This is a genomic window from Lysobacter gummosus, assembly GCF_001442805.1.
In the GTDB taxonomy this organism is placed as follows: domain Bacteria; phylum Pseudomonadota; class Gammaproteobacteria; order Xanthomonadales; family Xanthomonadaceae; genus Lysobacter; species Lysobacter gummosus.
Genome location: NZ_CP011131.1, coordinates 6,009,655 through 6,028,690 on the forward strand (window position 1 = coordinate 6,009,655; position 19,036 = coordinate 6,028,690).

General features: G+C 67.2%; 20 protein-coding genes. 13 read left to right on the forward strand and 7 right to left on the reverse strand.

What is annotated here, in order from left to right; genetic code table 11:
- The first annotated feature begins 3 nt into the window (after positions 1–3).
- The 5 genes from LG3211_RS24385 to LG3211_RS26640 all read left to right on the forward strand — a co-directional run bounded on the left by LG3211_RS24385 (position 4) and on the right by LG3211_RS26640 (position 4,762).
- On the forward strand, positions 4–741 hold the full coding sequence (locus tag LG3211_RS24385; RefSeq protein WP_057945120.1) for a hypothetical protein: 738 nt from the start codon (positions 4–6) through the stop codon (positions 739–741).
- Between the two features lie 295 nt (positions 742–1,036).
- A complete protein-coding gene (locus LG3211_RS24390; RefSeq protein WP_057945121.1) occupies positions 1,037–2,371 on the forward strand; it encodes a M20 family metallopeptidase in 1,335 nt (444 codons plus the stop codon).
- A gap of 549 nt (positions 2,372–2,920) precedes the next feature.
- Positions 2,921–3,733: an NADPH-dependent 7-cyano-7-deazaguanine reductase QueF gene (gene queF / locus LG3211_RS24395; RefSeq protein ID WP_057945122.1), complete on the forward strand. Its 813-nt coding sequence runs from the start codon at positions 2,921–2,923 to the stop codon at positions 3,731–3,733.
- 157 nt (positions 3,734–3,890) lie between these two features.
- The gene (locus LG3211_RS24400; protein WP_057945123.1) at positions 3,891–4,199 is read left to right on the forward strand and encodes a LysM peptidoglycan-binding domain-containing protein; all 309 of its coding nucleotides are present in this window, start codon (positions 3,891–3,893) and stop codon (positions 4,197–4,199) included.
- Positions 4,200–4,249: 50 nt separating this feature from the next.
- Positions 4,250–4,762: a hypothetical protein gene (locus LG3211_RS26640; RefSeq protein ID WP_057945124.1), complete on the forward strand. Its 513-nt coding sequence runs from the start codon at positions 4,250–4,252 to the stop codon at positions 4,760–4,762.
- 277 nt (positions 4,763–5,039) lie between these two features.
- Here LG3211_RS26640 and LG3211_RS24410 read toward each other — a convergent pair whose 3' ends face one another.
- Entirely contained in the window at positions 5,040–5,438 is a 399-nt protein-coding gene (locus LG3211_RS24410; RefSeq protein WP_083512822.1) for a YchJ family protein, read from the reverse strand.
- A 71-nt stretch (positions 5,439–5,509) separates the two neighbouring features.
- Here LG3211_RS24410 and LG3211_RS24415 point away from each other — a divergent pair, with 71 nt between their 5' ends.
- Both LG3211_RS24415 and LG3211_RS24420 read left to right on the forward strand, forming a co-directional pair.
- The gene (locus tag LG3211_RS24415; RefSeq protein ID WP_057945126.1) at positions 5,510–6,217 is read left to right on the forward strand and encodes a UPF0149 family protein; all 708 of its coding nucleotides are present in this window, start codon (positions 5,510–5,512) and stop codon (positions 6,215–6,217) included.
- A 134-nt stretch (positions 6,218–6,351) separates the two neighbouring features.
- On the forward strand, positions 6,352–6,792 hold the full coding sequence (locus LG3211_RS24420; protein ID WP_083512823.1) for a YkgJ family cysteine cluster protein: 441 nt from the start codon (positions 6,352–6,354) through the stop codon (positions 6,790–6,792).
- On the opposite strand, the gene LG3211_RS26180 is transcribed toward LG3211_RS24420, so the two are convergent.
- Positions 6,757–6,969, reverse strand: a complete 213-nt coding sequence (locus LG3211_RS26180; protein WP_148649152.1) for a hypothetical protein — start codon at positions 6,967–6,969, stop codon at positions 6,757–6,759. The two genes, LG3211_RS24420 and LG3211_RS26180, sit on opposite strands and share 36 nt — an antisense overlap.
- On the reverse strand, positions 6,966–7,424 hold the full coding sequence (locus LG3211_RS24425; protein WP_187313102.1) for a zinc-ribbon domain containing protein: 459 nt from the start codon (positions 7,422–7,424) through the stop codon (positions 6,966–6,968). The genes LG3211_RS26180 and LG3211_RS24425 overlap by 4 nt, the downstream gene beginning before the upstream one ends.
- Before the next feature lie 219 nt (positions 7,425–7,643).
- Between LG3211_RS24425 and icd the strand changes: the two genes are divergently transcribed.
- A complete protein-coding gene (gene icd, locus LG3211_RS24430; RefSeq protein WP_057945128.1) occupies positions 7,644–8,972 on the forward strand; it encodes an isocitrate dehydrogenase (NADP(+)) in 1,329 nt (442 codons plus the stop codon).
- Between the two features lie 98 nt (positions 8,973–9,070).
- Here the strand turns inward: icd and LG3211_RS24435 are convergent, their stop codons facing one another.
- Positions 9,071–9,370 (reverse strand): hypothetical protein, encoded by a 300-nt coding sequence (locus LG3211_RS24435; RefSeq protein ID WP_057945129.1) that lies wholly within the window; start codon positions 9,368–9,370, stop codon positions 9,071–9,073.
- Positions 9,371–9,460: 90 nt separating this feature from the next.
- Positions 9,461–10,477, reverse strand: a complete 1,017-nt coding sequence (locus LG3211_RS24440) for a DUF4344 domain-containing metallopeptidase (protein WP_057945130.1) — start codon at positions 10,475–10,477, stop codon at positions 9,461–9,463.
- 266 nt (positions 10,478–10,743) lie between these two features.
- Here LG3211_RS24440 and aceK point away from each other — a divergent pair, with 266 nt between their 5' ends.
- Positions 10,744–12,474 (forward strand): bifunctional isocitrate dehydrogenase kinase/phosphatase, encoded by a 1,731-nt coding sequence (aceK, locus tag LG3211_RS24445; protein ID WP_057945718.1) that lies wholly within the window; start codon positions 10,744–10,746, stop codon positions 12,472–12,474.
- 265 nt (positions 12,475–12,739) lie between these two features.
- Here aceK and LG3211_RS24450 read toward each other — a convergent pair whose 3' ends face one another.
- Positions 12,740–12,991: a cupredoxin domain-containing protein gene (locus LG3211_RS24450; protein ID WP_057945131.1), complete on the reverse strand. Its 252-nt coding sequence runs from the start codon at positions 12,989–12,991 to the stop codon at positions 12,740–12,742.
- A 187-nt stretch (positions 12,992–13,178) separates the two neighbouring features.
- On the opposite strand from LG3211_RS24450, the gene LG3211_RS24455 reads away from it, so the two are divergent.
- The 4 genes from LG3211_RS24455 to LG3211_RS24470 all read left to right on the forward strand — a co-directional run bounded on the left by LG3211_RS24455 (position 13,179) and on the right by LG3211_RS24470 (position 18,004).
- A complete protein-coding gene (locus LG3211_RS24455; RefSeq protein ID WP_083512826.1) occupies positions 13,179–14,168 on the forward strand; it encodes a LysR substrate-binding domain-containing protein in 990 nt (329 codons plus the stop codon).
- 91 nt (positions 14,169–14,259) lie between these two features.
- On the forward strand, positions 14,260–15,195 hold the full coding sequence (locus LG3211_RS24460) for a class I SAM-dependent methyltransferase (RefSeq protein ID WP_237049804.1): 936 nt from the start codon (positions 14,260–14,262) through the stop codon (positions 15,193–15,195).
- Positions 15,196–15,351: 156 nt separating this feature from the next.
- Positions 15,352–15,885 (forward strand): pseudouridine synthase, encoded by a 534-nt coding sequence (locus tag LG3211_RS24465; protein ID WP_057945132.1) that lies wholly within the window; start codon positions 15,352–15,354, stop codon positions 15,883–15,885.
- A 355-nt stretch (positions 15,886–16,240) separates the two neighbouring features.
- A complete protein-coding gene (locus LG3211_RS24470) occupies positions 16,241–18,004 on the forward strand; it encodes a hypothetical protein (protein WP_057945133.1) in 1,764 nt (587 codons plus the stop codon).
- A 63-nt stretch (positions 18,005–18,067) separates the two neighbouring features.
- On the opposite strand, the gene LG3211_RS24475 is transcribed toward LG3211_RS24470, so the two are convergent.
- Complete coding sequence (locus tag LG3211_RS24475; RefSeq protein ID WP_057945134.1) at positions 18,068–19,033, reverse strand: DMT family transporter; 966 nt, start codon at positions 19,031–19,033, stop codon at positions 18,068–18,070.
- Positions 19,034–19,036: the final 3 nt, after the last annotated feature.

A 19,036-nucleotide genomic window follows, 5' to 3' on the forward strand; every position in this document is an offset into this window, starting at 1 on the left:
GGCATGGATGAAATCGCGCCAGGACGCGCCACACACATCGCGAACGACACCGCGGGCGATGCGAATTCGCCGCCCGCCACCGTCGCATCCGCGCCACTGCGGTTGAGCGGGCAAGTGCGCGAACTGGAACGCGCGATCGAGTCCATCCGCCGCCCCGGCCATGGCGTGCTGACCCAATTCGCGGTCTACCGCTTCCGCCTCGATCGCCTGCGTCTGGCTTTCTACGCACCGATGTCGCAGGACCAATACGCGCCATCGCCGCTGAGCGAAAGCGACCGCGTGGACGTGATCGCGCAGCGCTATGCCGCGCAACGGTCTGACGACGATGGGAGAGCGGACGACGGCGTGGTCCTGGCGCTGGATAACCGCGAGAACGGTCGCCGCTACGTTTGCCACAGCATCTTCCGTTGGATGGTCCTGGACCTCGCGCCGGTCGGCTACACCCCGCGCATGCTGGGCGAGGCGCTGTACTGGACCGTGGGGCTGTCGGTGGCGGCCCTCGCGGCGATCATCGGATTGGACGCGGTCTTGCCGTCGGGTCGATCGTGGTCGTGGCTGCTCGGCGACTGCCTGTGGGCGATCGCGCTGGTCGATGCGCTGATCTGGGTGCCGGTGGCGGTCTTGCAGCTGCGCTGGCGATTGGGGCGGCCGACCCGGCGTCAGGCCTATACCGAGCAGGTCTATGCCGCGATCGGATTCGGGTCGGCATTGCGGCCGGTGGCGGGGTTGGTTGAGTTGTAGGTCGGTGGAGCGAGGGCCAGTATCCGTTTCGCGTCGTCTCATGGCGGCTTCTGCGATTGCTTTCGCGGTCCCCGTCCGCGCGTGTTCCTTCCACCGTCCGCGAACATTTCTACTGTCATTCCCGCGAACGCGGGAATGACGGGATGGCCAGTGACGCGAGGATTTGTCCAGACCTCGCACTTGGCGAGGTAAGGCCCGAATCCAAGCCCGTCGCCCCGCAAAGCCGACCAACGTCGCGCATCCCCACCCGCCGCCATCGGCTAGCATCGGACCTTTCCCGCCCGGAGTCCCGTCGATGAAGCGTCCGCTGTCCGTCGCGTTGCGTTGCGCCCTGAGTTTCAGCGTCCTCGCCGCCCTGCCGCTGGCCGCCGCCGCGCAATCGGGCGAACGGCCCGAGGTCGCTTCGGCCGCCGCCAAGGTCAAGGCCGACGTGGTCACCTGGCGCCGCGACTTCCACGAGCATCCGGAGCTGTCCAACCGCGAGGAGCGCACCTCGGCCAAGGTCGTCGAGCACCTGCGCAAGCTCGGCCTGAAGCCGCGCACCGGTATCGCCCGCCACGGTGTGGTCGCGATCATCGAAGGCGGCAAGCCCGGCCCGAAGATCGCCCTGCGCGCCGACATGGACGCGCTGCCGGTGACCGAGCAGGTCGATCTGCCGTTCGCATCCAAGGCCACCGCGACCTTCCGCGGCGAAACCGTCGGCGTCATGCACGCCTGCGGCCACGACGCCCACACCAGCATCCTGCTCGGCATCGCCGATGCGCTGGTGGCGATGAAGAAAGACCTGCCGGGCCAGGTGATGCTGGTGTTCCAGCCGGCCGAGGAAGGTGCGCCGGCCAACGAGGAAGGCGGCGCCTCGCTGATGCTCAAGGACGGTCTGTTCAAGGACTACAAGCCCGAGGCCATGTTCGGCCTGCACGTGTTCTCGACCTTGCCGGCCGGCCAGCTCGGCGTGCGCCAGGGGCCGCTGATGGCGGCGTCGGACCGTTTCAGCATCAAGATCAAGGGCCGCCAGACCCACGGCTCGGCGCCGTGGGCCGGCGTGGACCCGATCGTCGCCGCGGCCGACGTGATCGGCAGCGCGCAGACCATCGTCAGCCGCCGCACCAACATCGCCAAGCTGCCGGCGGTGGTGACCTTCGGCGCGATCAAGGGCGGCATCCGCTACAACATCATTCCCGACGAAGTGGAGATGGTCGGCACCATCCGCACTTTCGACGAAGGCATGCGCCAGGCGATCTTCAAAGATCTCAAGAACGTCGCCGAGCACGTCAGCCTGGCCCACGGCGCCCACGCCGAAAGCCAGGTGCCCGATCAGGACGGCAATCCGGTCACCTACAACGACCCGGCGCTGACCGCGCGCATGCTGCCCAGCCTCAAGGCCGTGGCCGGCGACAAGAACGTGATCGAGATGCCGCTGGTGATGGGCGCGGAGGATTTCTCCTACTACGCCAAGGAAGTCCCGGCGATGTTCTTCTTCGTCGGCGCGACCGAGCCGGGCGTGGATCCGTCCACGGCGCCCAGCAATCATTCGCCCAAGTTCAAGCTCGATGAGAGCTCGCTGGATGTGGGGTTGCGGGCGATGCTGCAGGTGACTTTGGATTATTTGAATGGGGCCAAGGCGGGTTGAGAGGCAGCTGCCCTAACGCCCTGGAACGCCGGCGGACACGAACCTTTGCCCCCTTTGGAAAAGGGGACGAGCGCCCGGCGAAACCGGGTCGGCTGGACTTAGATTGGAGCGCGGGGGATTTGCTCTTGGCGGTGACACGCTGCGATCGGAACGCAAAAGCAAATCCCCCCTAGCCCCCCTTTTTCAAAGGGGGGAACTGTTCGACAGCGGCGGGGAAATCGCCGGCGGACACGAATCTTTGCCCCCTTTGGAAAAGGGGGCGAGCGCCCGGCGAAACCGGGTCAGCTGGACTTAGATTGGAGCGCGGGGGATTTGCTCTTGGCGGTGACACGCTGCGATCGGAACGCAAAAGCAAATCCCTCCTAGCCCCCCTTTTTCAAAGGGGGGAACTGTTCGACAGCGGCGGGGAAATCGCCGGCGGACACGAATCTTTGCCCCCTTTGAAAAAGGGGGCGAGCGCCCGGCGGAGCCGGGTCGGCTGGGTTTAGATCGGAGCGCGGGGGATTTGCTCTTGCCGATCCCCCAACCCGAAGCAGCTAAAATCGCCCCATGACCACGCATGACCTCCCTCTCGGCCGCCACGTCGATTACCCGCGCGAGTACGACGCCTCGCTGCTGTTCCCGATCGCCCGCTCGCTCGGCCGCGCCCACATCGGCCTGAGCGACGACGCCCTGCCGTTCACCGGTTTCGACCGCTGGAACGCCTACGAACTGAGCTGGCTCGACGCCCGCGGCAAGCCGCGCGTGGCCACCGCGACGGTGACGGTGCCGGCCGGCTCGCCGCACTTGATCGAATCCAAGTCGCTCAAGCTCTACCTCAACTCGTTCAACTCGACCCGCTTCGACGGCGAGGACATCGTGCGCGCGACCATCGCCGCCGACCTGTCCGCGGCCGCCGGCGCCCCGGTCGAGGTCGCTTTCGGCCTGCCGTCCATCGGAAATGACGACGGCGCCGAATCGATCGACGAGCTCGACGTGGCGATCGACGACTACGGCCCGCCCAACGCCGGCCACCTGCGGGCCGACCCCGGCGCGATCGTGGAAGAAACCTTGACCAGCGCCCTGCTCAAATCCAATTGCCCGGTCACCGGCCAGCCCGACTGGGCCCGCGTGATCGTCGCCTACCGCGGCCCGCGCCTGGATCGCGCCGCGCTGCTGCGCTATCTCATCTCGTTCCGCGATCACGCCGAATTCCACGAACAATGCGTCGAACGCATCCATTCCGACCTGCAAACACACGCCCAGCCGCAATGGCTGTCGGTTCAAGCGCGCTACACCCGGCGCGGCGGTCTGGACATCAATCCGTGGCGCGGCAGTCACGGCCTGGCGCCGCCGCCGGCGGGCCGCGACGAACGGCAGTAATCGCCCTCGCACAGGCCCTACACACGGCTTGTGCCAGGCAGCGGGTCGCGGAATTCGCTCATTCAGTTTCGTCATGAAAGTTCACGCGGGCGCTATGTCTTTTTAACAAGCGCCATGTCATGTTCCTTTCCGCCACTTCGGCAGGAGCCCTCAACCCATGACTACCCCGGACAAGAAAGCCGATTTTTCCGATGTGCAAGGCGGAGCGTCGAGCACTGACGAGATCAAACAGAAAGCCGATTTCAGCGACGTGCAAGGCGGCGTGAGCTCGACCGACGAAATTACCGGCGGTGGCGAGCAGACCTACACGGTCGAGAAGGGCGACACGCTTTCGCATATCGCCAAGCAGTTCTACGGCAAGTCCAGCAAGTGGAACGCGATCTTCGAAGCCAATCGCGACCAGCTCGACGACCCCGACAAGATCCAGCCCGGCCAGGTTCTCAAGATTCCCGCCGCCAGCGACTGATCGCGCGTGCGTTTCAACATCACCTACTTCGTCTTTTCAGGAGATCCACCATGCTGATCCGCAATCGCACGCATTACGCCGTCGCCGCCGCCCTGGTCGCCGCGCTGGCGCTGGCCGGCTGCAAGAAGAAGGAAGAGCCGGCTCCCACGCCGCCGCCCGCCGCTGAAACCCCGGCTCCGGCGCCCGCACCGGCCGAGCCCGCTCCGGCGCCCGCCGCCACCGCAAGCGTCGCCAGTGTGGACCTGGGCAGCGCGATCGGCGCCGACAAGAAGGTCACCGCGGCCGCCACCTCGTTCAAGCCGAAGGACACGATCTACGCCTCGATCTCCACCAGCACCTCCGATCCGGCCGCGACCGTACCGACCAAGCTCGGCGCCAAGTGGACCTTCCAGGACGGCCAGACCGTTCACGAAGAGCCGGTGGCCGACGTGCAGGCCACCAACGGCGGCGTCACCGCGTTCCAGATCAACAGCCCGAAGGGTTTCCCGGAAGGCAAGTACAAGGTCGAAATCACTCAGGACGGCAACGTCGTCCAGACGAAGGAATTCGACGTCAAGAAGTAAGGCTCTCTCCGCCACTATGGGCGGGCAAGCCCAGGGCGCGGCTACATGCCGCGCCCTTTTTTTGTCTGCGTTTTGGGCCCGGAACGCCGCTCAACACCCAAGCACATCCCGAACCCCCAAGGCAGTTCCCCCCCTTTGGAAAAGGGGGGCAGGGGGGATTTAGCTTTTGCTCCTCACCGCGTCGCAAAGCAAATCCCCCGCGCTCCGCTTTACTCCGCGAAACGAAACCAGCGCCGGGCGCCCGCCCCCTTTTCCAAAGGGGGCCACCGTTCGCGCCTCACTTCGCCGACGGAAACTCCCCGTCCACATACAACCACCGCCCCTCGACCCGCGCGAACCGGCTGACCTCGTGCAAACGCACCGCCGAACCTCCGCCGACGCGGTAGCGCGCGACGAACTCGACCACCGCGGCATCGCCCTCGGGCCGGTGCCGCTTCACCTGCAACCCCAGCCAACGCACCGCCGGGTCGAAATCCAGCTGCGCCGGACACGTATCCGGATGCCAGCTGGCCCGCAGATAGTCCGCATCGCCCAGGACGTAGGCGCTGTAGCGCGAGCGCATCAGGGCCTCGGCCGACTCGGCCGCCGCCCCGCCATGCAGCCGCCCGCAACAGGCGGCATAACGACGCGACGGGTCGCAGGGGCAGGCGGCGGGCGGATCGGTTCGGGTGCTCATGACGGTATTTTCAGCGCAGACACGCCGCTGCGACTACCATGCGCGTCCCCACCCGTTGCCCGAGTCCTGCCATGAAAGCGCCCGCCTACCTCGACGACGACCAGATCGAACGCCTGGCCGACCTGCTCGACCAACGCGCCGTGCCGTACAAGGGCTTCAACCTGGAAGCGCTGGACGGCTACCTGTCGGCCCTGGCGGTCGGCCCGCAGCAGCCCGCGCCCGAGCAATGGCAGCCGCCGGTCTGGGGCGGCAAGGAGCCGCGCTGGAACGACGAGGCCGAAGCCGCGCAGGTGCAGGCGCTGCTGCTGGGCCACTGGAACATGGTTAGCGCGCGCGTGCGCTACAGCGACGACGACCTGCCCGACCACCTCGCCCCGCTGCTGTGGCTGCCGGAAGAACCCGACGACGAACAGCCGGACGAACTCGACGTCGGCCGCGACTGGGCCTTCGGCTTCTTCCGCGGCGTGGAGTTGAACGAGGCGGCCTGGGACAAGTGGCTGGACGACAACGACTGGATCGACGAAATCTTCGGCCTGTTCGACCGCCTCGCCAGCGGCGAAGTGCTGGCCGAAGACCCGACCGCGCCGGCCACGCCGATCAGCTACCGCGAGCGCCTGGAAATCGTCGCCAGCCTGCCCGGGATGCTGGCCGACCTGCACCACCACCGCATCGAGGCGCTGACCCCGCGCGAACCGCTGCGCCGCGCCGAAACGCCCGATCGCAACGAGCCGTGTCCTTGCGGCAGCGGCAAGAAGTACAAGAAGTGCCACGGCGCCTGAGCCGGCCGCGGACACGAATCCACTACGCGGCCGCTTGCCGGCCCGCCGCTAACGGGTGAGATCATTCGCCCGTTACGCCGCAACGACCCAGCACGCCGTTTTTCCACCCGCTCACTTCGCCCGGCTCCGACGCCATGTCGCCTGCGATCCATCCCTGCCTGAGCTGCGGCGCCTGCTGCGCCCACTTCCGCGTCGCCTTTCACTGGAGCGAAACCGACGCCTGCGAAGGCGGCATCACGCCGAGCGCGCTGACCGAAACCCTCGACCCGCATCGCGTGGTCATGCGCGGCACCTACGGCGGCACGGCCGTGCGCTGCGAACAACTGCGCGGCGACATCGGCGTGGACGCGCACTGCGGCGTCTACGCGCTGCGGCCGTCGCCGTGCCATGCGCTCAAACCGGCGTGGGAAGACGGAACGGCGAGTCCGCAGTGCGACAAGGCGCGGGTGGCGCATGGGATGGAACCGTTGACGCCGCAGGTCTGGTACGCGCTGCGTGGCGAAGCCGCCGATGCCTTGATAATCGCCGCCGCCGGCGCTCTACAGAATCAGATGCACGATCAGGACAACCCCTAAGGCGATTGTCAGCGCACCGACTAATACCGCTTTCCATCCGAACACTTCCTCACCCTCGGACGAATCGTTGTCGCCTCCGTCAAAACTCCAATCGAACATCGCCCGTCCGGTCAAAATCGAATTGGCACCGAAGACGATGATCGCAATGCCGATCGGCAAAACCGGTGCCGTGATCATACTGATGATTTCGTAAGGCCGGAATCGTCGCTATCGGCCGCGGCGCGGATCAACAGTTTATCGAGCATCGCGATCTGAGCCTTATCGCGACGCAGCCCACAGGCCGTCAGCTCATCCAACACCCGGCGCCAGCGCCACAGTGCCTCGACATCGCGCTTCATCACGGCTCGTTGCGAGCTCCAACGCGCGCGCAGGCTTTTCAGTTCCGTCACCCACTGCAAACGCAGCGGCCAGCATTGCGGACACAGCACGGGGCGCTGCCAAATGTAGGCCTTGCGCACCTCGAAAATTTCCTTCTGCCGCTGGGCGCTGAACACGAATTCGCGATCGCAGCGACGGCAGCTCAAGGCCTGATCGACATAAACCGGTCCGGCGAATTCCGCCGCCATCGAGCGACGGCTTTCATCCGACCAGTTCCTCATATCCACGGCAATCTTCGCGTTCCGACCTGCCACGGGTGGCTCCTCTCCAACGCACTTGTCCAGATTCGGCCAGATGGCATTTGGCGCGGAATGCATCATTCCACAGCACCGCCAAGCCTCATACCACCTGGGTCTTTGCCTCGCCCCGCCCGAACCGCGACAATGGCGGGCCGGGTCGCAGCGCCATCGCGTCCCGCAAGGACCCTGCTCCGCCCCGTGCGCCCGCGCACGGAGGCCCCACTGGAGATCGTAATGACCGAGTTCGTAGCGACGCCGCCCGCAGGCGGCGCCAAGATCACCAAGACCCCGACCGGCCTGAATGTGCCGGATCGCCCGATCATCCCGTTCATCGAAGGCGACGGCACCGGCCCGGACATCTGGCGCGCTTCGGTGCGCGTGCTCGACGCCGCGGTCGCCAAGGCCTACGGCGGCAGCAAGAAGATCGAGTGGCTCGAGGTCTATGCCGGCGAGAAAGCCAACAACACCTACGGCACCTGGCTGCCGGACGGCACCGTCCAGGCGTGCCGCGATTACCTGGTCAGCATCAAGGGCCCGCTGACCACGCCGGTCGGCGGCGGCATCCGCTCGCTCAACGTGGCGCTGCGCCAGATGCTGGACCTGTACGTGTGCCTGCGCCCGGTGCGCTGGTTCGAGGGCGTGCCCTCGCCGGTCAAGAAGCCGGGCGACGTGGACATGGTGATCTTCCGCGAGAATACCGAGGACATCTACGCCGGCATCGAATGGGCCGGCGGCAGCGCCGACTCGCAGAAGGTGCTGGACTTCCTGCAGAAGGAATTCCCGCAGGCCTTCGACAAGATCCGCTTCGGCACCGCGGAAAAGAACGCGGCGTGGCTGAAGGAAATGGAAGCCGTCGGCGCGCCGGCGCGCGAGCTGCCGGTCGAAGTCGGCATCGGCATCAAGCCGGTCAGCCGCCTGGGCACCGAGCGCCTCGTCCACAGCGCGATCGCCTACGCGATCGAGAACAAGCGCAAGTCGGTGACCCTGGTCCACAAGGGCAACATCATGAAGTACACCGAAGGTGGCTTCCGTGACTGGGGCTACCAGGTGGCGCGCGACTACTTCGGCGCGGTCGAGCTCGATGGCGGTCCGTGGCACGTGATTCCGGAAGGCAAGCCGGGCGCGGGCCTGATCATCAAGGACGCCATCGCCGACGCCTTCCTGCAGCAGATCCTGCTGCGTCCGAAGGAATACGACGTCTCGGCGACCTTGAACCTCAACGGCGACTACCTGTCCGACGCGCTCGCCGCGCAAGTCGGCGGCATCGGCATCGCGCCGGGCGCGAACATCAACTACGTGACCGGCCACGCCGTGTTCGAGGCGACCCACGGCACCGCGCCGAAGTACGCCGATCTGGACAAGGTCAATCCGGGTTCGGTGATCCTGTCGGGCGAGATGATGCTGCGTTACCTGGGCTGGACCGAAGCGGCCGATGCGATCATCGCAGCGATGGACAAGGCCATCGCCAGCAAGCGTGTGACCTACGATTTCGCCCGCCTGATGGACGGCGCGACCGAGGTCAAGTGCTCGGAGTTCGCCGACGAGATCATCAAGCACCTGTAACCGGGCGCTGGACGATCGAGGCAAAACAAAGGGCGCTTCGGCGCCCTTTTTTTTTGCGGCGATGCGGTGCCGTCACGACCCGATCGACACCGCTCCGGTCACATGGTGCGTTTGCACTGATCGAATTCGGCCTGCAAGGTCGATTTGAAAACATCGTTACTGCCGGACTCCATTTCGGCATTGAGACGGTTCATATCGTGCTTGGCCGAAGCCGCATTGGCGAAGCACGGGCAGAACGACGCGATCTGCTGCGCGCTCAGGTTCGTCCGGTTTTGCAGGCGGCGCTCGCAGGCGCGCAGGAAGGTGGCTCTGGCGTCCTCGGCGGACGGTGGCGCCGGCTGGGAACACGCGGCGAGCACAAGCGCCGCTGCCGCGAATACGATCGACCGATAGTTCATTCTCTACTCCAATGTCCGGGCCGCGGCGTCCGGATGCAGACCGAGGCGCCGCGAAGCTTACGTCACCGATGCGGTTCGGCGCAGCATCGTTCAGCGCGCATCGGCCGCATTGCGGTTCTGCGCCTGCTTGCGCTCGATCTCCTCGATCCTGGCCTGCTCTTCCTGCGCGCTCAAGCGGTGCCTGGGCGCGATGTGCGGCCCGATCAGGCGCATCCAGTTGCGGGTGATCCGCCGGCTTTCTTCCGCGCAGCGCTGCGCGCGCGCCGCAGGCAGGCGGCCGCTGGCGACGATGCTCGGATACTTGTCCGGGTCGCTGCCGTAGACCATGCACTGCAGGTTGAAGAAACGCTGCGCGCCGACCGAATGCTCGTCGGCGTAACGGGCCATGTCGTGCTGGCCGTCGTCGGTGATCAGGAAGAAATTCGACGCCAGCTGCAGCTTGCGCGCGATGTCGCCCCGCGATTCGTCGGTGCTGACGAACGACAGCATCAGCGTGGTCGCCAACTGGTCCACCGCGTCTTCCTCGCGGCCGGTCGCGGGCAGGTCGAGAAGATCGACCAGGGCGTGGCCGGTTTCGTGCAGCAGCAGGAAGCGCAGGTTCGCCAGCAGGTAATCGAGCTGGTCGCGGGCGCTGCCGCCGTTGGCCTGGGCGATCGTCAGGCCCTGGCGCACCAGCAGCTCCAGCATTTCGTAGCACAGGACGATGTCGCCCTTATCGCGGGCGTAGAAGATGTTGACCGTGTCGCATTGCGCGGCGACGTAGTTGATCGGACGCGGCAGCATCAGCCAGCCGTCGAGCTGGTCGATCTCGGGCAGTTGCCGCAGCACGTCGATCTTGCGCGCCATGTCGTACATCGCCAGCAGATCGGGATCGCGCGGTGGCAGGTAGTTGTAGGTGAAGTGGGTGCCGTCGGCTTGTTCGAACGGCAGCGGCGCGGCGACCGGGGCGATCGCGGTGTCCGCCTTGGCGGCCTCGGCCGGCTTGGGCGAGGCCGCAACGGCCACGGGCGGCGGCGCCTGGGTCCGTTGCCAGACCGTGTAGCCCCAGATCGAACAGACCGAGATCACGGCCGCGGCCAGAATGCCGATGATGATCTTCTGCAGCATGCGAGGGCTCTGGTCTGGACTGACGCGGGACACAGGCCCCGGCTGCGAGCGCAAGGACACGCGCGACGACTGGCTTCGGCGATGCGATCCGGCCATGCCGGCCGGACGTTCCCCATCGGGCCGTTCCTGTCGGCGCGGGTTGCGTCCTTGCACCTTCGGCCGGATGGTAACGCGATAGTCGCGCGCGCGGCATCGTTTTGACGCATCGCCACCACGCGACCGGCGAACCCGCTGGACGCCCCGCGCCGCCGCCGTACACTGCGGCCATGTCCGCCGACTCCGCCGCCCTCGCGCAAGCCGTTGCCGTCGCCGGCCAGATCCGCGACGCCTTCGCCGACTACCACGCGCGCTTCGCCGCGATTACCCGCCGCGCGCAAGGCCGCTTCGAGCGCTGCGACTGGAACGGCGCGCGCGACGACGCGGTCGAACGCATCGAGCTGTACGACCGCTGCATCGCCGAGGCCAGCGATGCGCTGGAAACGCGGCTGGGCGAGCAGGCGCGCGATCGCGGGTTCTGGTCGCAGGTGCACACCGCCTATGCGCAGGCGGTCGCGCCCTTGCTCGACGGCGAGCTGTACAAGACGTTCTTCAACACGCTTACCCGGCGTTTCTTCAAGACCCGCGGCGTCGATCCGGCGATGGAGTTCGTCGCGCTCGACATCGAGCCCACCGACGCGATCACTCATCCGGTCGCGCGCCACAGCTATGCGGTGTCGGAAGAGCGACTGGTCGAAACCTTCATGCGGGTGCTCGACGATTATCCGTTCGCGGTGCCCTACGCGCATCGCACCCGCTGCGCGGCGGGAATCGCGGTGCGGCTGCAGGAGGACTTGCAGCATTGGGGGCCGCATCCGGTGCGCGCGGTGGAATTGCTCAACACCGTGTTCTATCGCGAGCAGCGCGCGTATCTGATCGGCCGCGTGTTCGGCGAACGCGCGTTCTCGCCGTGCGTGATCGCCCTGGTCAACGAGGACGGCGCGCTCAAGGTCGATGCGGTGCTGACCTTGCGCAGCGAAGTCGTGCAGTTGTTCAGCTACTCGCGCAGTTATTTCCACGCCGACCTGGGCACGGTCGGCGATGCGGTGGTGTTCCTGCGCACGCTGCTGCCGGGCAAGCCGATCGACGAGCTCTACACCGTGCTCGGCCGCGCCAAGCAGGGCAAGACCGAGCGTTACCGCACCTTCTTCCGCCAGTTCGCCGCCCAGCCCGGCGAGCGTCTGGTGCGCGCCGACGGCGAACGCGGCATGGTCATGGCGGTGTTCACGCTGCCCAGCTACCCGCTGGTGTTCAAGATCATCCGCGATCGCTTCGCTTATCCGAAGGAAGTCGCGCGCGAGGAGGTCGAGGCCAAGTATTCGCTGGTGTTCCATCACGATCGCGTCGGCCGGCTGGTGGATGCGCAGCCGTTCCGGTTCCTGCGTTTTCCGCGCTCGCGTTTCGAGCCGGACCTGCTCGATGAGTTGCTGAGCACCTGCGCGGGCAGCATCAGTCAGGACGGCGACGATCTGGTGCTGCACCTGTGTTATGTCGAGCGGCGCCTGCGGCCGTTGAATCTGTATGTGCGCGAGCAACCGGCCGAAGCGGCGCGCGCGGCGGTGATCGATTACGGTCAGGCGATCCGCGATCTGGCGCTGAGCAATATTTTTCCGGGCGATTTGCTGTTGAAGAACTTCGGCGTGTCGCGGCACGGGCGCGCGATCTTCTACGACTACGACGAACTGTGTCTGGTCACCGACTGTCGCTTCCGCGCGGTGCCGGCGCCGCGCAATCACGAGGAAGAGATGGAATCGGGCGCGTGGTTCTACGCCCACGGCAACGACGTGTTTCCGGAGCAGTTCCCGCGTTTCCTGGGTTTGTCGCCGCCGCTGCTGGGCGCGTTGATGCACGCGCACGGCGACATCTTCCGCATGCAGTGGTGGCAGCAGGTCCAGGCGGGGCTGGCGAGCGGGCAGCGCAACGATGTGGCGCCGTATCCGTCGCAGCGGCGGTTGCCTTGAAGGGTGGCTGTTGGGCTTACGGCGGGCGCGAGTTGGCGTGAGTCGAGTCCGGAATGCTTCGCTTTTTCGCTCGTCATTCCCACGAACGCGGAAATCCAGGGCCTTTCGTGCGAGAACGCTTGAAGTCACTGGATTCCCGCGTTCGCGGGAATGACGGCCTGGAAGGATGACGCTGAAGACTCTGGATGTTCGGCTCCGCCGAAGTAAAGCGAAGCCCGCCTTCGCGGGAATGACGGCCTGAAGGGATCACACCAACGCCGAACCCTCAAGCACACCCACGCGCATCGCAATCCACCTCGACCTTCGCCGTCTCGCGCGGCCACAGCTGCAGCCAGGTGCGCCAACCGCTGGCGCGGGCACGCGAGCCTTGAGCACGGCTGGAAACGGCGCCGGCCGCAACCCGCGCCGGAACCTGCACCGGGGTCCGCGCCGCGACGGGCGCGGCGGTTTCGTCGTCGGCATCGCGCGGATCAGCGAAATGGCCGTGCAGGAACATCAGATTCTTGTAGATATTCATGGCCTCATCTCCTTGCGAATCGGGCCGGGCCGCGCAGAGGGGCGGGGCTGGCCTATTGAGTGATTCGCAAGTTACGCTCGCCAGATTCGGCAAAAAAGCGACCCGTTTGCAAGCCAGGGTTGAATCAGGTTAAACACTGCTGTCGATCCGACTCCGTCCCGGTAGCCGCCGTCTTGGACCTTTCGCGATGAACCGACCGCCGCTGCACGCCCTGCTGGGCTTCGCCACCGCCGCGCGCACCAGCAACCTGACCCGCGCCGCCGAGCAGATGCACCTGACCGTCAGCGCGCTCAGCCACCAGATCCGCACCCTGGAAGAACGCCTGGGCCGGCGTTTGTTCGAACGCGGGCCGCGCGGAGTCACCCTGACCGCCGACGGCGAGCGCCTGCTGTCGGTGGTCGCCCCGCACCTGGACGCGCTCGACCACGCCCTGCGCCCGTACAGCCCGCGCCGCGACGACGTGCTGACCCTGAGCCTGATGGCCTCGATGGCCTCGTCCTGGCTGGTGCCGCGGCTGGGCAGCTTCGTCGCCCTGTATCCGCAGCTGGAACTCAACCTGTTCTCCAGCGCGGCGCTGGTGGATTTCGATCGCGAGCCCGGCATCGACGCGGCCATGCGCGGCGGCTACGGCCGCTGGCCCGGGCTGGTGATCGAGCACTTGTTCGACGAGACCCTGGTGCCGGTCGCCAGCCCCGCCCTGGTCGAGCGCATGGGCGGGTTGCCGGCGCAGGACGACCTGCACCGCTGGCCCCTGCTCGGCGATCTGTCCACGTATTGGCAGGACTGGTTCGACCGCTACGGCGGCGGCAAGCGCCCGACCCGCTTCGTCGCCCACTTCGACGATTCCGAGACCATGCACCGCGCCGCGGTCGAAGGCCTGGGCGTGGCGCTCGGCCGGTTGGCGCGCACCCGCCTGCTGATCCGCAGCGGCCAGCTGGTGCCGCTGAGCCAGGGCCGGCTGAAGATCGACTGGGGCCATTACCTGGTTTATCCGCAGCGCTCGGTCGATCACGGCGGACTGGAATCGTTCCGCACCTGGCTGCACCAGCAGGCGCGCGCCTACATCGACCAGATGGAATCGGATCTGGCCACGCGCGAGGTCGCCAGCACCGACGACGGCGCCTGCGGCCTGCCCGATGCGCCCGCCGCCGCCAAGCCGCGGCGTAAGCGGCGCTGAATGCACCGCGACCGGCACAGCCGCGGCATCCCCCAAGCTGAACGCTTGCGGTAGGCTGACGGCCTCCCCGAATACCTCCGGAGTTCGTTGCATGGAACGACAACGTCTTGCCCGACTGCTGCTCGCCGCGCTGCTGCCCAGCCTGGCCGTGACTGCGTACGCACAGGAAAAAACCGAGCCCGCCGACGCCGCCAAGCCGGCCGCCGAAGCCGCCAAGCCCGCAGCCAAGACCGCCAAGAGCTCGAAGAAATCCGCGCCCGCCGCGCGCGAAGCCGCCGGTTCCAGCGCACTCAAGACCGTCATCGCCGGCAGCTGGCGCGACCCGAAGAACGTCGCCCGCGACGGCTACCGCCATCCGCTGGAAACGCTGACCTTCTTCGGCCTGCGTCCGGACCAGACCGTGGTCGAAATCACCCCGGGCGGCGGCTGGTACTCGGAAATCCTCGCCCCGTATCTGGCCGACAAGGGCCGCTACGTCGCCGCGGTGGTCGATCCCGACACCCAGACCCAGGATGGCTCGCGCAAGTACTACGCCAAGGCCAAGACCTCGCTGGAACAGAAGTTCGCCGCCTCGCCGGCGCAGTACGGCAAGGTCGCCATCGCCGCCTACGACGCGTACAAGCCGGCCTTCGGCACGGCCGACTCGGCCGACCTGGTGCTGACCTTCCGCAACGTGCACAACTGGCGTTCGGCCGGCCAGGCCGAGGTGATGTTCAAGGGCTTCTATGAAGTGCTCAAGCCCGGCGGCGTGCTCGGCGTGGTCGAGCATCGCGCCAAGACCGATGTGCCGGCCGACGACAAGTCCGGCTATGTGGGCACCGCGCAAGTGATCGCGCTGGCGGAAGCGGCCGGCTTCAGGCTCGACGGCAAGAGCGAGATCAACGCCAACCCGCGCGACACCAAGGACTACCCGAACGGGGTGTGGACCTTGCCGCCGGTCAACAAGCACGACGCGGCCGACGACGCCAAGTACCAGGCCATCGGCGAAAGCGACCGCATGACCCTGCGCTTCCGCAAGCCGCGCTGATGCGATGAATGCCGCGAAGCGCCGGGCCCGCCCGGCGCTTCGTGATTGCCGCGGCGGCCTGCGCCGCGTGCGAATCACCGAGGCCTTCGCACCTGGGTCGCGACACGTTCCGCCGGCCCCGCTTCACCCGCATCCGGAGCCCGCTGCCGAGCGCACATGCTGATCGCCTTGAACAAGCCCTACGGCGTGCTGTCGCAGTTCACCGATCGCAGCGTGCCGCCCAAGCCGACCCTGGCCGGCTTCGGTCTGCCGAAGAACGTCTACGCCGCCGGCCGCCTGGATCACGACAGCGAAGGCCTGTTGCTGCTGACCGACGACGGCGACCTCGCCCATCGGCTCACCGATCCGAAGCACAAGCAGCCCAAGACCTATTGGGTGCAGGTCGAAGGCGAACCGCGGGAAGACCAGTTGCAGGCACTGCGTCGCGGCGTCGAGCTCAACGACGGCCCCACCCTGCCCGCGCAGGCCGAGCGCATCGACCCGCCGGCGCTGTGGCCGCGCGACCCGCCGGTGCGCTTTCGCAAGACCGTGCCCGACGCCTGGCTGGCGATCACCATCGGCGAAGGCCGCAACCGTCAGGTCCGGCGCATGACCGCCGCAGTGGGATTGCCGACCCTGCGCCTGGTGCGCGCGGCGGTCGGGCCGTACCGGCTGGGCGATCTGCAACCGGGGCAATGGCGGCCGCTTTGATCCGGCCGCGGCGCGCACACCGGTCCGTTTCGTCGTCGGCTCAAGTCATCGCCGGACGCACCGCGCCGGGCGGATTGATGCACGGCTGAAACACGCCGGCACCCGCCCGCAACGCGGCATTCGCGCCGTGCTCGACACCGCCCGCGATCGCGGCGAAACCGACTTGCGCCGGCCTGCACGCACCATCTGCGACGCCCATCGCAAGAGCGCCGCCAATCGCCGCCGTCTTTGAGAAATCGTCCCGGTTTGATCCCGTACTGGCGCTGGCGGCTGCCGCGCGCGGGCTCTAGCGTCGTCGGTTAGCTACGCGCCTGGCGCTACGCCACCGCGGTCTGCTCATCGGAGGAGCCCGACCATGTCCACCCTGCGTTCGCTTTCCCTCGGCATCAGCGCTGTCCTCAGTGTCGGCGCCGCCTATCTGCTGTTCCCCGCCACCGCCGACAGCGCCACCGTGCGCGCCGCCGCCGAAGAGCCGTCCGACTTCGAGCGGATCCCGCCGGTGGTCGAAGACATCCACATCACCGCCACCGGCCAGGACCCCGACGCCAACGCCCTGCTGCAGCTGACCTACGCCAAGGGCCAGGACCTGCCGGCCGAGCTCACCTTCAACGTCGGCGACAAGCCGGTGCTGCTCAAGCGCGACGAGCAGAACCCGCAGCTGTACGCGGCCACGATCGGGTTCGACTTCGACGGCTTCGTCAAGGAACAGGAACAGCGGCAGAAACTGGCCGAGCAAAAGGCGACGGTGCCGCTGTTCGACGGCCGCGAGTTCCTCGGCGAGGAGGCCGTGCAGTTCCTGGAGCCGACCAAGCTGCGCGAGCAGATCGCCTCGCGCGTCGCCATCCGCATTCCCGGCGTGGTGCTGCCGTGGCCGTCGCTGGCGGTGCGCCCGGAGCGCTCGCTGATGGTCACCGATCCGCTGGTGGTCGAAGACCCGACCCGCACCTTCGACGCCTGCACCAACACCGGCAACCCGAACGGCGCGTGGACCTTCAACCGGCTCATGACCAACATGGCCAACCAGCCGCTCACTGGCGTGGACCCGTCCGACTTCGTCGAGAACTGGATGCGCACCTGGGGCACCTCGACCACCATCAACACCTTCCCGGTGCCGGCGCGCTCGGCGGTGATCAGCCAGGTGCTCAACACCTGGCCGCGCCTGTCCACCGGCAAGCTCGACCTGACCCGTTCGCCGATGCGCCTGCTGGCGATCGTCAACCGCGTCGATCTGCGCACCAACACCGCCTACGGCGGCGGCAGCGCCGGCGAAGGCCGCTTCGTGTTCGGCGTGATCCGCCGCAACAGCACCGGCACCTGCACCGTGCACCGCTTCACCGTGATCCTGGAATACGGGGTGCCGATCAGCACCTGCCCGGCGGTGCGCAGCTACGCCCAGCAATGGGGCAACCTCGGCACCCTGGTGCTGGGCTCGCCGACCTACAACGCTTCGCTGCAGGCCATCACCGACCAGTTCACCAACGCCAACGCCGCGCCGAACAAGCCCAACCGCAGCGCGATCAACCAGATCCGCACCAACGAGTTCCTGCAGAACCCGTGGGAACTGCGCGAGTTCAACATCCTGCGCGGCAACACCCAGTTGTCGATCGTGCCGGCCAAGCAGACCCCGCACCACACCCATAACAACACCGCGCTGCTGGCCAATTACATCAACACCAACCAGGCGCAGATCCTGGCCGGAACCTACAGCGTGCCGCTGAGCTATCTGGGCACGCCGTTCCTGACCGGATCGGTGCTCAATCCCAGCCCGCAGCAGGCGTGGCGCGCCCCGGGCATCGCCAACAACAACGCCCGCAACAAGTTTTCGGTCAACACCTGCGACGCCTGCCACGGCCGCGAAACCCTGACCACCAGCTTCCTGCACGTGGCGCCGCGCGCGTCCGGCGCGCAGGCGGTGCTGTCGAAGTTCCTGCTCGGCAACGGCACGCTGGCGGCACCGACCACCTTCACCATGGCCGATCCGATCGTCGCCGCCACGCCGCGCACCTACGGCGATCTGCTGCGCCGCCAGGGCGACCTGTCCACCCTGCAAAGCAGCCTGTGCCGCACCAGCGGCGTGTTCCAGGAAGCCCACTTCCAGCCGCTGCTCGCTACCGACTGAGCCGCACCGATCCAGGGGGATCCGAGGCAGACGCCCGCAGGCGTCTGCCTTTTTTGTCGCCGGCTATTTCGAAGACGACGGCAGCGGCACCGAGTTCGCGCCCGGACGGCTCAGCAACACCACCCCGCCCAGCACCACCGCGGTGCCGATCAATTGAATGAGGGTGATCTTTTCCCCGAGCACCCAGGCGCCCAGGAACACCAGCGACACCGGCCCGATCACCGAGAACTGCGCGGCGGTGCCGGCGCCCAGGCGCGCCACCGCGGCCATGGTGAAGGTGACCGGCAGGAACGTGCAGAACACCGCGTTGGCCGCGGCCAGCGCGTACACCTGCCAGGGCAGGCCGAACAGCGCGGCCGGGTCGCGCGCGATCAGGTAATGGGTCATCACCGCGATGGTGGAAACGATCATCGCGTAGGCGACCAGCTGCATCGTGCCCAGGCGTTTGATCAACTCGCCCGACATCGCCAGGTACAGCGCGTAGCTGATCGCCGCGCCCAGCACCAATGCGCTGCCGAACAGGACGTGATCGCCCTGCACGCGCAGGTTCTCGACCATCACCAGCACCACGCCGGCGTAGCTGACCGCCAGCGCGATCCACTCTTTCCCCGCGACCTTGCGCTTGAACGCGAACAAGCCGATCAGCAGCACGATGGTCGGATTGAGGAACAGGATCAGCCGCTCCAGCGACACCGGCACGTACTCCAGGCCCCAGAAGTCCAGCAGGCTCGACAGGTAATAACCCAGCACGCCGAGGATCACGATCCAGCCCAGATCGCGCCGCGACGGCAGCGCCTTGCGGGCGCGGGCGCGATGGGTCTCGCGGATGCCCAGCGCGGCGAACAACGGCAGCGAAAACGCCATGCGCAGGGCCAGCACCTGCAGCGAATCCACGCCATAGCGGTATTGCAGCTTGGCCAGGATGGCCTTGGCCGAAAACAGGATCGCGCCGGCCGCGGCCATCGCCATGCCGGCGCGGCGGGCGTTGGAGGCGGTGGCGGAAGCGGGAGCGGAGGTCGCGGCGTTCATGGC

Excerpts from the sequence above, each read along its gene's own strand:
- LG3211_RS24385 (WP_057945120.1), top strand. The coding sequence starts at position 4 with ATGGATGAAATCGCGCCAGGACGCGCCACACACATCGCGAACGACACC.
- LG3211_RS24390 (WP_057945121.1), top strand. The coding sequence starts at position 1,037 with ATGAAGCGTCCGCTGTCCGTCGCGTTGCGTTGCGCCCTGAGTTTCAGC.
- queF (WP_057945122.1), top strand. The coding sequence starts at position 2,921 with ATGACCACGCATGACCTCCCTCTCGGCCGCCACGTCGATTACCCGCGC.
- LG3211_RS24400 (WP_057945123.1), top strand. The coding sequence starts at position 3,891 with ATGACTACCCCGGACAAGAAAGCCGATTTTTCCGATGTGCAAGGCGGA.
- LG3211_RS26640 (WP_057945124.1), top strand. The coding sequence starts at position 4,250 with ATGCTGATCCGCAATCGCACGCATTACGCCGTCGCCGCCGCCCTGGTC.
- LG3211_RS24410 (WP_083512822.1), bottom strand. The coding sequence starts at position 5,438 with ATGAGCACCCGAACCGATCCGCCCGCCGCCTGCCCCTGCGACCCGTCG.
- LG3211_RS24415 (WP_057945126.1), top strand. The coding sequence starts at position 5,510 with ATGAAAGCGCCCGCCTACCTCGACGACGACCAGATCGAACGCCTGGCC.
- LG3211_RS24420 (WP_083512823.1), top strand. The coding sequence starts at position 6,352 with ATGTCGCCTGCGATCCATCCCTGCCTGAGCTGCGGCGCCTGCTGCGCC.
- LG3211_RS26180 (WP_148649152.1), bottom strand. The coding sequence starts at position 6,969 with ATGATCACGGCACCGGTTTTGCCGATCGGCATTGCGATCATCGTCTTC.
- icd (WP_057945128.1), top strand. The coding sequence starts at position 7,644 with ATGACCGAGTTCGTAGCGACGCCGCCCGCAGGCGGCGCCAAGATCACC.
- LG3211_RS24435 (WP_057945129.1), bottom strand. The coding sequence starts at position 9,370 with ATGAACTATCGGTCGATCGTATTCGCGGCAGCGGCGCTTGTGCTCGCC.
- LG3211_RS24440 (WP_057945130.1), bottom strand. The coding sequence starts at position 10,477 with ATGCTGCAGAAGATCATCATCGGCATTCTGGCCGCGGCCGTGATCTCG.
- aceK (WP_057945718.1), top strand. The coding sequence starts at position 10,744 with ATGTCCGCCGACTCCGCCGCCCTCGCGCAAGCCGTTGCCGTCGCCGGC.
- LG3211_RS24450 (WP_057945131.1), bottom strand. The coding sequence starts at position 12,991 with ATGAATATCTACAAGAATCTGATGTTCCTGCACGGCCATTTCGCTGAT.
- LG3211_RS24455 (WP_083512826.1), top strand. The coding sequence starts at position 13,179 with ATGAACCGACCGCCGCTGCACGCCCTGCTGGGCTTCGCCACCGCCGCG.
- LG3211_RS24460 (WP_237049804.1), top strand. The coding sequence starts at position 14,260 with ATGGAACGACAACGTCTTGCCCGACTGCTGCTCGCCGCGCTGCTGCCC.
- LG3211_RS24465 (WP_057945132.1), top strand. The coding sequence starts at position 15,352 with ATGCTGATCGCCTTGAACAAGCCCTACGGCGTGCTGTCGCAGTTCACC.
- LG3211_RS24470 (WP_057945133.1), top strand. The coding sequence starts at position 16,241 with ATGTCCACCCTGCGTTCGCTTTCCCTCGGCATCAGCGCTGTCCTCAGT.
- LG3211_RS24475 (WP_057945134.1), bottom strand. The coding sequence starts at position 19,033 with ATGAACGCCGCGACCTCCGCTCCCGCTTCCGCCACCGCCTCCAACGCC.